Below are 12,578 nucleotides of genomic sequence, written 5' to 3'. Positions count from 1 at the left end.
TCAGTTGCTCGGGCTCGAGAAGATGTCGATGCTCTGGCCGGCGGCGACACTGACGATGGCTCGCTTGGTGTCCTTGCGCTTGCCGAGTCCCGAACGCGTGCGACGGGTCTTGCCCTTGCGGTTGAGCGTGTTGACCGCGGTGACCTTGACGCCGAAGATCTTCTCGACGGCGATCTTGATCTCCGTCTTGTTGGCGTCGGGGTGCACCACGAACGTGTACTTGTTGTCATCGAGCAGGCCGTAGCTCTTCTCGCTGACGACCGGCGCGATCAGAACGTCGCGGTGGTCCTTGTGGATCGTGCTCATCAGTGCCCCTCACCTTCAGTAGAGCCTGCCTTCGTGAAGCCGGCAGCCTCAGCCGTCTCGGCAGAGTCGAACCAGACCTCGGCGACCGTGGCGTCGTACCACTGGCCGTCGGGCTCGTGGTACTTCATCGAGTCCTCGTTGCCCTTGATCTCGTGACCCTTGGGAGCGTTGCCGCTCTTGAGGGGCGCCTTCGACCCGGGGCCGTAGGGCTGGGTCGCGGTCGCACCGGCGGGCTTGTCGCCCTCGGCGTCGTCGGCCGGAGCCTCGACGACCTTGGCGGCGGGAGCCTTGTCGGCAGCAGCCTTCTTGGCCGGAGCCTTCTTGGCGGCCTTCTTCGCAGCCGGAGCCTTGTCGTTCGCCGAGACCTCGGTCGCCAGCTTGCTCAGGGCGATCGTGTCGCTGCCCTCGGCCGAGCGCGCCGCCACGAAGGCGTCGAACGCGACCTGGGTGAAGACGAGGTCGTCAGCCTTGAGGACGTCGTAGGTGTTGAGCTGGTCGAACGTCAGGATGACGGTGTTGTCGACGTTGCGCAGGCTCAGCGCGGTGATCGTGTCCTCACGGTCGACGACGATCAGCACGCGGGGGCGAGGGGTGAGCTCGCGCAGCGTGGCGATGGCCAGCTTCGTGGACGGCTTGTCGCCACCCACGATGCTGTCGACGACGTGGAGGCGACCCGTGCGGGCCCGGTCCGACAGGGCGCCACGCAGAGCGGCAGCCTTCATCTTCTTGGGCGTGCGCTGGTCGTACGAGCGCGGCGTCGGGCCGTGCACGATGCCACCACCGTTGTACTGGGGTGCGCGGATCGAGCCCTGACGGGCGCGACCGGTGCCCTTCTGGCGGTACGGCTTCTTGCCACCACCGGACACCTCGCCACGCGACTTGGTGCTGTGCGTGCCCTGGCGAGCCGCCGCGAGCTGCGCGACGACGACCTGGTGGATCAGCGGGATGTTGGTCTGGACGTCGAAGATGTCGACGGGCAGCTGCGCGTCAATGGTCTTGGCCATGATCGTCAGGCTCCCTTCACTGCAGAGCGGACGACGACGAGGGCACCCTTGGGGCCGGGAACCGCACCCTTGATCAGGATGACGCCCTTGTCGAGGTCGACCGCGTGGACCTTGAGGTTCTGGGTGGTGACCTGCTCGGCACCCATGTGACCGGCCATGCGCAGACCCTTGAAGACGCGACCCGGGGTGGCGCAGCCACCGATCGAGCCGGGCTTGCGGTGGTTGCGGTGCGCGCCGTGCGAGGCGCCCACGCCGTGGAAGCCGTGGCGCTTCATGACGCCCGCGAATCCCTTGCCCTTGCTGGTCGCGGTGACGTCGACGACGTCTCCGGCAGCGAAGATCTCCGGGGAGATCTCCTGACCCAGGGTGTAGTCGCTGATGGCCTCGGTGCGGATCTCGACCACGTGGCGACGCGGCGTGACGCCGGCCTTCGCGAAGTGACCGGAGACCGGCTTGTTGACCTTGCGGCCGTCGATCTCGCCGAAGCCGACCTGGACGGCGGAGTAGCCGTCGGTCTCACGCGTACGAATCTGCGTGACGACATTGGTGTCGGCCGCGATGACGGTGACGGGAATGATCTTGTTGTCGGCATCCCAGACCTGGGTCATGCCGAGCTTGCGGCCGAGGAGGCCGCGCGTCGTGGCTGTGCTGGTGTCGCTCATTGGTCGCTGACTCCCCTCAGAGCTTGATCTCGATGTCGACGCCGGCAGGCAGGTCGAGTCGCATGAGCGAGTCGACCGTCTTGGGCGTCGGGTCAATGATGTCGATGAGACGCTTGTGCGTGCGCATCTCGAAGTGCTCGCGGCTGTCCTTGTACTTGTGCGGCGAACGGATCACACAGAACACGTTCTTCTCGGTGGGCAACGGCACCGGTCCTGCGACCTTGGCGCCCGTGCGCGTCACCGTGTCGACGATCTTGCGCGCCGACGAGTCAATGACCTCGTGGTCGTAGGCCTTGAGCCGGATACGGATTTTTTGTCCCGCCATGCTCTCGCTTGTCCTTTACGTTCGTTCGCTTCGCAGTCTCACCCCGGATCGAGGGAGAAAGGCTCCTCCCTCCCGCCGACCCCCGAGGTCGGGCGTGTCGCGGCCACTTGGGCGCATACGTCACACACTTGTCGAGTTAGGTGGTTGGACCCGCCTCAGCGGGACAAGCTCGATCTCAGGTTCGGCGCCATCGTCATGATCGGCGTGAGATGCCGGACGATCGGCGCCCCAGCGATCAAGCCGGAGCAACCGAACTATTCTGACAGACCCGCCGCGGTAAACACAAATCGAGTCCTGGGAGTGATATCGGCCCTCCAGGCCCTGCGGCGCAGGTCACACCGGGTCGGATCACCCCGGGGTTGGCGACAGGTCGTCACTACTGACAGGGTGGACTCGTCCTGCACGGGGGAAGGACCCCGTGCGCCCTGCGAGAAAAGGTGACGCATGCGCCACACCCTGCGACTTCCGATCGCGGCCGTCTCGGCCGCCCTCCTGCTGTCCCTGTCCGCCTGCGGCGGGTCCGACGGCAGCGACGACGACTCCGCCCCCGCCGAGACCACGTCGAGCGCGCCCGTGCCCGAGGAGACCACCGAGGCTCCCGCTGCCGAGCAGACCGAGATCGCCGTCGACGAGACGATCACCGATCCCGAGTACGACAACGTCATCAAGATCACCGGGCTCGTGCGCGACTTCACCGCGCCGTCGAAGCCCAACATCCCCGACGGCGGCGGCGAGTGGGTGCTCGTCGAGCTCGACACCACGGCGGGCGACAAGTTCAGCGGCGGCATCCAGGGCGGCTTCACGCTCTACACCGGCGAGGAGCTGGGTGGCACGACCACCGGCATCATCGACGACGACATGACCGCCGCAGGCTTCACCCCGTGGGAGACAGCCAGCTCCGGCGAGCAGACCAAGGGCTGGGTCGCGTTCCAGGTCAACACGCGGCAGGACACCTACCAGCTGAAGTACAAGCGCCTGGCCGCCAAGATCATCGGCCAGGACAAGGAGATCCCCGAGAAGATCTTCTCGGTGGACCTGCCGACGTCCTGATCCACCGGCCGTCACGGCCCGTCGTCCTCGCACCAGCGAGGGTGGCGGGCCGTCGTCGTTCGTCAGTGGTGGACGTGGTGCTCGGAGTCCAGGTGCCCGGACGGCTCGATCTGGAAGGTCGAGTGCTCGACGTCGAAGTGCTCGGCCAGGCAGCCGCGCAGACGATCGAGGACGGCGTGGGCCTCGACCATGCCCGTGACGTCGTCGTCGACCACGACGTGCGCGCTCATGACCGGCATGCCCGACGTGATGGTCCAGACGTGGAGGTCGTGCACGTCCTTGACCCCGGGCGTGCCGACGATGTGGGCGCGCAGCTCGACCAGGTCGACGTCGCTGGGCGTCGACTCGAGCAGCACCTCGACGACGTCCTTCAGCAGCGAGACCGCTCGAGGCAGGATCATCGCGGCGATCACGAGCGAGGCGATGGCGTCGGCGGCATAGAAGTCGGTCAGCAGGATGATCGTCGCGGACGCGATGACCGCGACGGACCCGAGGGCGTCTCCCAGGACCTCGAGGTACGCGCCCCGGACGTTGAGGCTCTCCTGCGAGCCCGACCGCAGCAGCGCCAGGCCGATCACGTTGACGACCAGGCCCACCGCGCCGGCGACCAGGATCAGCCCACCCTCGAGCTCCGGTGCGTCACCGAAGCGCCCGATGGCACTGACCGTGACCCACACCGCCAGTCCCAGCAGGACCAAGCCGTTGAGACCGGCCGCGAGGATCTCCGTGCGGTGGTAGCCGAACGTGCGCCGGGACCCGGGCGCTCCCCCGCGCTGGGCGACCGTGATCGCAGCCAGGGCCATGACCAGGCCGAACGAGTCCCCGAGCATGTGGCCGGCGTCGGCCAGCAGCGCGAGGCTCCCGGTCATCACGGCGATGACGGCCTCGACGACGAGGACCGTCAGCGACAGGGCCAGGACGATGGCGAGTCGGCCGCGGTGCTGGACACCCGAGCCGTGTGCGTGGTCATGTCCCATGCAATAAGGCTAGGGCGACGTTGCGAAAACTGCTAACCCGTGTCCGCCAGAAGGACGCCACTGGGAACCACTCCCGGATCGGACAGGGCGGGGACGGCGAAGGGCCCCGCTCCAGCCGAAGCCGGAACGGGGCCCTTGCCCGTGATCAGGTGGTGCTAGATCACTTGTTGATCTTCGTGACGCGACCTGCGCCGACCGTACGTCCACCCTCACGGATGGCGAACCGGAGTCCGTCCTCCATGGCGATGGGCTGGATCAGCTCGACGCTCATCTCGGTGTTGTCGCCGGGCATGACCATCTCGGTGCCCTCGGGCAACGTGACGACGCCGGTGACGTCCGTGGTGCGGAAGTAGAACTGCGGACGGTAGTTGTTGAAGAACGGCGTGTGACGGCCACCCTCCTCCTTCGACAGGATGTAGACCTGACCCTCGAACTCCGTGTGGGGAGTCGTGGAACCGGGCGCGATGATGACCATGCCGCGCTCGACGTCCTCGCGCTTGGTACCGCGCAGGAGCAGTCCGACGTTCTCGCCGGCCTGACCCTCGTCGAGCAGCTTGCGGAACATCTCGATGCCGGTGACCGTCGTGGTCTGCTTGGTCTCACGGATGCCGACGATGTCGACGGTCTCGTTGACCTTGATGACGCCACGCTCGATACGACCGGTGATGACGGTTCCACGACCGGTGATCGTGAAGACGTCCTCGACGGGCATGAGGAACGGCTTGTCCGTCTCACGCGGGGGCATCGGGATGTAGTCGTCCACAGCCTGCATGAGCTCGAGGACCGACTCGCCCCACTTGGCGTCGCCGGCGAGGGCCGGAACGGCCGCCACCTTGACGACGGGGACGTTGTCGCCGTCGAAGTCCTGATCGCTCAGGAGCTCACGGACCTCGAGCTCGACGAGCTCCAGGATCTCCTCGTCGTCGACCATGTCGCACTTGTTGAGCGCGACGACCATCGCGGGCACGCCGACCTGGCGAGCGAGCAGCACGTGCTCACGCGTCTGGGGCATGGGACCGTCGGTGGCGGCGACCACGAGGATCGCGCCGTCCATCTGGGCCGCACCGGTGATCATGTTCTTGACGTAGTCCGCGTGACCCGGGCAGTCGACGTGCGCGTAGTGACGGTTCTCGGTCTGGTACTCGACGTGCGAGATGGAGATCGTGATACCGCGCTGCTTCTCTTCCGGCGCCTTGTCGATCTGGTCGAAGGCCGAGGCCTCGTTCAGGTCGGGGTACTTGTCGTGCAGCACCTTGGTGATCGCCGCGGTAAGAGTCGTCTTGCCGTGGTCGATGTGACCGATGGTGCCGATGTTCATGTGCGGCTTGGTCCGCTCGAACTTCGCCTTAGCCACTTGGGGCTCCTTCTTCGAATTGGTTGCTGTTGAACGCCGTCGGATACTCGCGGCACGAGTACCTCAGGCCATCTTATGAGATGGTCCGCTGTTACTCGCCGCGGGCCTTTTTGATGATCTCTTCCGCGACGTTCTTGGGAACCTCCGCGTAGGAGTCGAACTGCATCGAGTATGACGCACGGCCCGAGGTCTTGGACCTCAGGTCGCCGACGTACCCGAACATCTCGGACAGGGGGACGATCGCCTTGACGATCTTGACGCCGCCCATGCCCTCCTCCATGGCCTGAACCTGGCCACGGCGGGAGTTGAGGTCGCCGATCACGTCGCCCATGTAGTCCTCGGGCGTGGTGACCTCGACCGCGAACACGGGCTCGAGGATCACCGGATCGGCCTTGCGAGCTGCTTCCTTGAACGCCATGGAACCGGCGAGCTTGAAGGCGAGCTCCGAGGAGTCGACGTCGTGGTACGCGCCGTCCTCCAGGGTGACCTTGACGTCGACCATCTGGTAGCCGGCGAGGACACCGAACTGCATGGCGTCCTGCGCACCCTGGTCGACCGAGGGGATGTACTCACGGGGCACACGGCCACCGGAGACTGCGTTGTCGAACTCGTAGCCGCCCTCGCCACCAGCGAGCGGGCCCGTGGGCTCGATCGAGATGATGACCTTGGCGAACTGGCCCGAGCCACCCGTCTGCTTCTTGTGGGTGTAGCTGACGTTCTCGACCTTGCGCTTGATGGTCTCGCGGTACGCGACCTGCGGCTTGCCGACGTTGGCCTCGACGTTGAACTCGCGCTTCATGCGGTCCACGAGGATGTCGAGGTGCAGCTCGCCCATGCCGGCGATGATCGTCTGACCGGTCTCCTCGTCGGTGTGGACCTGGAACGTCGGGTCCTCCTCGGCGAGGCGCTGGATCGCGGTGCCCAGCTTCTCCTGGTCGCTCTTGGTCTTGGGCTCGATGGCGACCTGGATGACCGGCGCGGGGAACGTCATCGACTCCAGGACGATCTGCTTCTGCGGGTCGGCCAGGGTCTCACCGGTCGTGGTGTCCTTGAGGCCCATGACGGCGACGATCTGGCCAGCGCCGACGGACGCGATCTCGGCACGCTTGTTGGCGTGCATCTGGTAGATCTTGCCGATGCGCTCCTTGCGGCCCTTGGTCACGTTGATGACCGTGGAGCCGGCCTCGAGGCGACCGGAGTAGACGCGCAGGTAGGTCAGCTTGCCCAGGTGCGGGTCGGACGCGATCTTGAACGCGAGCGCGGAGAACGGCTCGCTCTCCTTGGGCTCACGCGTGTCGGTCTTGGTCTCGTCGCGGGGGTCGAGGCCGGTGATGGCTCCGACGTCGATCGGCGAGGGCAGGAAGTCGATGACGGCGTCGAGCAGGGGCTGGACGCCCTTGTTCTTGAACGCCGTGCCGCACAGGACCGGGTTGAGCTTGGCAGCCAGCGTCGCGCGACGGATGGCCGGCTTGAGCAGCTCGGGGGTGATCTCGGCGCCGTCGAGGTAGGCCTCGGCGAACTCGTCGTCCTGGTCGGCCAGGGTCTCGATCATCTCGTTGCGGGCCTCGGCTGCGAGGTCGACGAGGTCGGCCGGGATCTCCTCGATCGTGTAGTCCTCACCGATCGCGGTCTCGCCGCGCCACACCAGGGCGCGGTTGCCGATCAGGTCGACGACGCCGATGAAGTCGCTCTCGGCGCCGATCGGGACCTGCAGGACGAGGGCGGTGGCGCCGAGGCGCTCACGGATCGTCTTGACGCAGTAGTCGAAGCTGGCGCCGGTGCGGTCGAGCTTGTTGACGAAGCACATGCGCGGGACGCCGTACTTGTCGGCCTGGCGCCAGACCGTCTCGGACTGCGGCTCGACGCCGGCGACGCCGTCGAACACCGCGACCGCACCGTCGAGGACGCGCAGGTTGCGCTCGACCTCGACGGTGAAGTCGACGTGACCGGGGGTGTCGATGATGTTGATCTGGTTGTCTTTCCACCAGCAGGTCGTCGCGGCAGACGTGATCGTGATGCCGCGCTCCTGCTCCTGCTCCATCCAGTCCATCGTGGCGCCGCCGTCGTGGACCTCACCGATCTTGTAGTTGATGCCGGTGTAGAAGAGGATGCGTTCGGTCGTCGTGGTCTTGCCGGCATCGATGTGCGCCATGATGCCGATGTTGCGGACCCTGTTGAGGTCTGTGGTGATGTCGGTTGCCACGAGTGTGATCGCTTCCTTTGATGCGGGCCCCGCCGGGTCACGGCGAGAGGTGAAGGTGGTGCTGACTTACCAGCGGTAGTGGGCGAACGCCTTGTTGGCTTCGGCCATCTTGTGGGTGTCTTCGCGCTTCTTGACAGCGCCGCCGAGGCCGTTGGAGGCGTCGAGCAGCTCGTTCATGAGGCGCTCGGCCATCGTCTTCTCGCGGCGTGCGCCGGCGTAGCTGACGAGCCAGCGCAGGGCCAGCGTGTTCTGACGCGAGGCGCGAACCTCGATCGGGACCTGGTAGGTCGCGCCACCGACACGGCGGCTCTTGACCTCGATGGCCGGCTTGACGTTGTCGAGCGCGCGCTTGAGGGTGATGACCGGGTCGGTGCCCGACTTCTCACGCGTGCCCTCGAGGGCGGTGTAGACGATGCGCTGGGCGACCTGCTTCTTGCCGTCGACCAGGACCTTGTTGATCAGGGAGGTGACGAGCTGGCTGCCGTAGACGGGGTCAGTCTCGACGACGCGCTTGGGCGCGGGACCCTTACGAGGCATTAGCTCTTCTCCTTCTTCGCGCCGTAACGGCTGCGAGCCTGCTTGCGACCCTTGACGGCCTGCGTGTCGAGGGCGCCGCGGACGATCTTGTAGCGGACACCGGGAAGGTCCTTGACGCGGCCACCGCGCACGAGCACGATCGAGTGCTCCTGCAGGTTGTGACCCTCGCCCGGGATGTATGCAGTGACCTCGGTACCACTGGAGAGCTTCACACGAGCCACCTTGCGGAGCGCGGAGTTCGGCTTCTTCGGGGTGGTGGTGTAGACGCGGGTGCAGACACCGCGGCGCTGAGGTGAACCCTTGAGCGCGGGGGTCGTCGTCTTGACGACCTTGCGCTGACGGCCCTTGCGGACCAGCTGGTTGATCGTGGGCACTACAAACTTCCTTCTTCTGGCTGGCGTGAGCCATGAGTCGTGATGCACTCGCCACCGTGCAATCCGGCAGGATGCGCGCATCGGCCTGATGAGTTCAGGCACAGCGCCAAATACTACCCGCCTGCCCCTGCCCGGGACAAATCACCCATGGCCGCCGGTGAACGATGCCGTCAGGGCGTGGTCGGGCCGTCGAGCAGGGCGATGCCGTCGGGGCCGTCGAACTCGAGCCGGAAGCGCGAGACGCGGTGCCACAGCGCCAGGTAGAGGTCGGACGCCAGCCCGGTCACCGTGGCGTCGGCCTCGCGCGACGCGTGCAGCTGCAGGGGCGTGCCGGACTCCCCCTCCCCCGGTCCGACCAGCCACGACTGCTCGAGGTCCGTGGCGACCAGACGGATGCGCGACCGGACGTCGGGGCGGACGCCCCGAGCGGTCATGCGGGGGAAGAAGACCTGCAGCACCTCGTCGATGCCGTCGGCGGCGATCTGCGGGGCGACGGTCCACTCGTCCTCGTCGAACCCGAGAGCCTGGGCGGCGTCGACCCCGTGGACGATCGTCTCGTGCATCTGGCGTCTCGGCCAGAACGCGGCGGTCTCGCCCATCCGGGTGAAGTTGGGGACGGCCTCGTCCGGGCTCACGGCCTGGATCGCGCCGAGCAGCGCGCTCGCCGTGGCGGAGTACCACTCCGAGACCGGCTCGGTGACGACCGGCTTCGGCGACGCGAGCCGCTGGCCGCTCAGCAGGATGCTGCCCGCCCACCGGTGCACGGTGCCGAGGTGCTCGGCGAGGTCGCGCGTGGTCCACCCTTCGCACGCGGGGACGGGCTCCTCGCCCGTCCCGAGACCTGCGAGCTCGGCGAAGCGTGCCATGGCGGTGCCGAGCTCGAGCGCGTGGTCCATGGGGAATCAGTCTTCCGGCGAGCGATCGAGGAGCTGGGCGAGGTGCACGGCCGGGACGGCCGCGAGGTCGTCGAGCTGAGTGCGGCACGAGAACCCGTCTGCGACAACGACGGCACCGGGCGGCGCGTTACGGACCGCCGGCATCAGCTGCTGCTCGGCGACCGCCACGGACACCTCGTAGTGCCCCTTCTCGACGCCGAAGTTGCCGGCGAGCCCGCAGCAGCCCGACACCCGGTCGATCGTGGCGCCGGTCGCGCCCATGATCGCCAGGTCGGCCTCGAACCCGATCACGGACGCCTGGTGGCAGTGCGGCTGCACCACCAACGTCGTCCCGGTGAGGTCGGGCGGGCGGTAGCCCTCGGTGCGCTGCAGCAGCTCGGACAGGGTGAAGACGCCGCGGGAGACGTCGACGGCTCGGGGGTCGTCGAGCAGCTCGACGGCGTCGGAGCGCAGCACCGCCAGGCACGACGGCTCCAGCCCGACGACCGGGACGCCCGCCGCCACGTAGGGGTGCAGCTGCTCCACGGCCCTTCCGACCATCGTGCGGGCCGTGTCGAGCTGGCCCGTCGTGATCCAGGTCAGGCCACAGCACTGGGGGCGTGACAGGACCTCGACGTCGTAGCCCGCGCCGTCGAGCACCCGCAGGGCCGCGGTGCCGCCGGCGGTCGAGAAGAACTCGGTGAACGAGTCGGCCCAGACGACGACCTTCGGACGTCCGTCCTGCAGGACCGGGCGCGCCTGACGGGTGAACCGTCTGGTCGCGAACATCGGCAGGCTGCGGCGCTGGTCGACACCGGCGACCCAGCGGGCGATCGACCGGATGCCCGGGGTGCGGAGCCCCAGGTTCGCCAGTCGCGCGATCGGCGACGTGACGCGCGCCCAGAACGGCAGCCGGCCGAGGACGTAGTGGCTGCGGGGACGCAGACGGCCCCGATAGGACTGGTGCAGCACCTCGGCCTTGTAGGACGCCATGTCGACGCCCGTCGGGCAGTCGCTGAGGCAGCCCTTGCACGACAGGCACAGGTCGAGCGCCTCGTGCACCTCGGGCGCACGATAGCCACCCTTCACCAGGCGGCCGTCGATCATCTCCTGCAGGACGCGGGCCCGCCCCCGGGTGGAGTCCTTCTCGTCGCGGGTCGCCTGGAACGACGGGCACATGACTCCGTTGGCCGGTGTCGAGGCAGCGACGCACTTGCCGACGCCGGTGCACCGGTGCACGGCGGCACCGAGGCTGCCGTCGTCGTGCAGGAGGCGCAGTCCCCCGTCGCGGTCGACGAGCGGCGCCGCGGCCCGGTGCTGCCCGCGCAGGTCGTCGTCGATCGCGCGCGGACGCACGAGGACGCCGGGGTTCAGCAGGTCGTCGGGGTCGAGCACGGCCTTGACCTGCTCGAAGAGCGAGATCGCCTCGCCGGAGTACATGAGCGGGAGCAGCTCGGACCGCGCCCGGCCGTCACCGTGCTCGCCCGAGAACGAGCCGCCGTGCCCGGCGGTCATGCGCGCCGCGGCGAAGACGAAGTCGCGGTAGCGGGGACGCCCCCGGCCCTCGTCGAGGTCGAAGTCGATGCGCACGTGCACGCAGCCGTCGCCGAAGTGCCCGTAGGTCTCGCCGTTGAGCCCGTGCTCGGCCAGGAGCACCTCGAAGTCGCGCAGGTAGTCGCCCAGGGCAGCCGGCGGCACCGCGGCGTCCTCCCAGCCCGACAGCGCCGGACGGTCCCACATGCGGGAGGCGAGGCCGGCGCCCTCCTCGCGGATGCGCCACAGCCGCGCCTGCTCGGCCGGGGAGGTGACGTGCCGGTGGCCGAGGGCGTTGGACTCCCGGACGACCTGCTCCCCCACGGACGCGAGCTCGGCCGGGTCGTCGCCGGCCAGCTCCACCATCAGGAAGCCGTCTCCTCGGGGATACTCCGGCACCGCGTCCGAGCCCTGTGCCGCGCGGAACACCTCGATGACCCGCGTGCCGAGGCCCTCGCACGCGACCGGTCCGAACGGCAGCATCGTGGGCACGTCGTCAGCGGCGTCGGCCATCGAGGGATAACCCAGCAGCACGAGATGGATGTGCGCCGGGGTGGGCCTGAGGCGCACGGTCGCCTGCAGGGTCGTGGCGAGCGTGCCCTCGGTCCCGGCGAGGAACGACGCGACGTCGAACCCCCGCTCCGGCAGCAGGTGCTCGAGGCTGTAGCCGGACACCTGTCGTCCGAAGCGGCCAAGCTCCGTGCGGATCGTGCCGAGGCCGCTGCCGACGACCTCACGCAGCCGGTCCAGGGTCGGCGACAAGGTGTCGGTCCCGCCCGCGAGGGCGAGCCGCTCTCCCGACGACAGCACGACGTCCAGAGCCGCCACGTTGTCGGACGCCCGGCCGTAGCCGAGGGCCCGGTTGCCGCAGGCGTTGTTGCCGATGATGCCGCCGATCGTCGCCCGCGTGTGGGTCGACGGGTCCGGGCCGAAGCGCAGGCCGTGCGGGGCGGCGAGGCGCTGCAGGTCGGCGTGCACCGTCCCGGGCTCGACGACCGCGGTCTGCGACTCCGTGTCGATCGACACGACACGGTTGAGGTGGCGACGCGCGTCCATCACGACCCCGGTGCCGATCGCGTTGCCGGCGATCGACGTGCCTGCGCCGCGCGAGGTGAGCGGGGTGCCCGTCCGGCGACACGCGTCGACCGTGGCCAGCACCTCCTCGGCGCTGCGCGGCCGCACGACCACCTGCGGCACGACCCGGTAGAGCGAGGCGTCGGTGCTGTAGAGGGCTCGGGTCAGGGTGGAGTCGTCGACGTCGGTCACACCGGCCCGACGCAGCTCCCCGACAACCTCTGACGTCACCACGGGTCGACCGGAGGTCGACATCCGGGCAGCGGCGGGGCCGCGACCGAGCGCGGCGAAGGAACGCGTCACG

12 protein-coding genes are annotated in these 12,578 nt (G+C 68.3%); 1 reads left to right on the top strand and 11 read right to left on the bottom strand.

Features of this window, described 5'->3' with window-relative positions; translation table 11 throughout:
* Genes rplW through rpsJ form a run of 4 tightly spaced genes read right to left on the bottom strand, consistent with a single transcriptional unit; the run spans position 1 to position 2,297 of the window.
* Positions 1-306: a 50S ribosomal protein L23 gene (gene rplW / locus HQK15_RS07615; protein ID WP_153654347.1), complete on the bottom strand. Its 306-nt coding sequence runs from the start codon at positions 304-306 to the stop codon at positions 1-3.
* Positions 306-1,310: a 50S ribosomal protein L4, sunset domain variant gene (gene rplD / locus HQK15_RS07610; protein ID WP_173490759.1), complete on the bottom strand. Its 1,005-nt coding sequence runs from the start codon at positions 1,308-1,310 to the stop codon at positions 306-308. Before rplD ends, rplW begins: the two co-directional genes overlap by 1 nt.
* A 5-nt stretch (positions 1,311-1,315) precedes the next feature.
* The gene (gene rplC, locus HQK15_RS07605) at positions 1,316-1,972 is read right to left on the bottom strand and encodes a 50S ribosomal protein L3 (protein WP_173490758.1); all 657 of its coding nucleotides are present in this window, start codon (positions 1,970-1,972) and stop codon (positions 1,316-1,318) included.
* A 16-nt stretch (positions 1,973-1,988) separates the two neighbouring features.
* A complete protein-coding gene (rpsJ, locus tag HQK15_RS07600; RefSeq protein ID WP_012923688.1) occupies positions 1,989-2,297 on the bottom strand; it encodes a 30S ribosomal protein S10 in 309 nt (102 codons plus the stop codon).
* 444 nt (positions 2,298-2,741) lie between these two features.
* On the opposite strand from rpsJ, the gene HQK15_RS07595 reads away from it, so the two are divergent.
* Positions 2,742-3,347 (top strand): hypothetical protein, encoded by a 606-nt coding sequence (locus HQK15_RS07595; RefSeq protein WP_173490757.1) that lies wholly within the window; start codon positions 2,742-2,744, stop codon positions 3,345-3,347.
* Between the two features lie 62 nt (positions 3,348-3,409).
* On the opposite strand, the gene HQK15_RS07590 is transcribed toward HQK15_RS07595, so the two are convergent.
* The 7 genes from HQK15_RS07590 to HQK15_RS07560 all read right to left on the bottom strand — a co-directional run bounded on the left by HQK15_RS07590 (position 3,410) and on the right by HQK15_RS07560 (position 12,577).
* Positions 3,410-4,324, bottom strand: a complete 915-nt coding sequence (locus HQK15_RS07590; RefSeq protein ID WP_173490756.1) for a cation diffusion facilitator family transporter — start codon at positions 4,322-4,324, stop codon at positions 3,410-3,412.
* 160 nt (positions 4,325-4,484) lie between these two features.
* Positions 4,485-5,678, bottom strand: coding sequence for an elongation factor Tu (gene tuf, locus HQK15_RS07585; RefSeq protein ID WP_173490755.1), 1,194 nt, complete (start codon positions 5,676-5,678; stop codon positions 4,485-4,487).
* A gap of 91 nt (positions 5,679-5,769) precedes the next feature.
* Positions 5,770-7,881, bottom strand: coding sequence for an elongation factor G (gene fusA, locus HQK15_RS07580; protein ID WP_173490754.1), 2,112 nt, complete (start codon positions 7,879-7,881; stop codon positions 5,770-5,772).
* A gap of 66 nt (positions 7,882-7,947) precedes the next feature.
* The gene (rpsG, locus tag HQK15_RS07575) at positions 7,948-8,418 is read right to left on the bottom strand and encodes a 30S ribosomal protein S7 (RefSeq protein ID WP_173490753.1); all 471 of its coding nucleotides are present in this window, start codon (positions 8,416-8,418) and stop codon (positions 7,948-7,950) included.
* Positions 8,418-8,792, bottom strand: coding sequence for a 30S ribosomal protein S12 (rpsL, locus tag HQK15_RS07570; RefSeq protein ID WP_056209459.1), 375 nt, complete (start codon positions 8,790-8,792; stop codon positions 8,418-8,420). Before rpsL ends, rpsG begins: the two co-directional genes overlap by 1 nt.
* 170 nt (positions 8,793-8,962) lie before the next feature.
* On the bottom strand, positions 8,963-9,688 hold the full coding sequence (locus tag HQK15_RS07565) for a maleylpyruvate isomerase family mycothiol-dependent enzyme (protein WP_173490752.1): 726 nt from the start codon (positions 9,686-9,688) through the stop codon (positions 8,963-8,965).
* Positions 9,689-9,694: 6 nt separating this feature from the next.
* Positions 9,695-12,577 (bottom strand): FAD-binding and (Fe-S)-binding domain-containing protein, encoded by a 2,883-nt coding sequence (locus HQK15_RS07560; RefSeq protein ID WP_367649094.1) that lies wholly within the window; start codon positions 12,575-12,577, stop codon positions 9,695-9,697.
* Position 12,578 lies beyond the last annotated feature (1 nt).

This window comes from Aeromicrobium stalagmiti (assembly GCF_013283745.1).
In the GTDB taxonomy this organism is placed as follows: Bacteria; Actinomycetota; Actinomycetes; order Propionibacteriales; family Nocardioidaceae; genus Aeromicrobium; species Aeromicrobium stalagmiti.
This window is presented reverse-complemented; position numbering and strand designations above follow the sequence as displayed.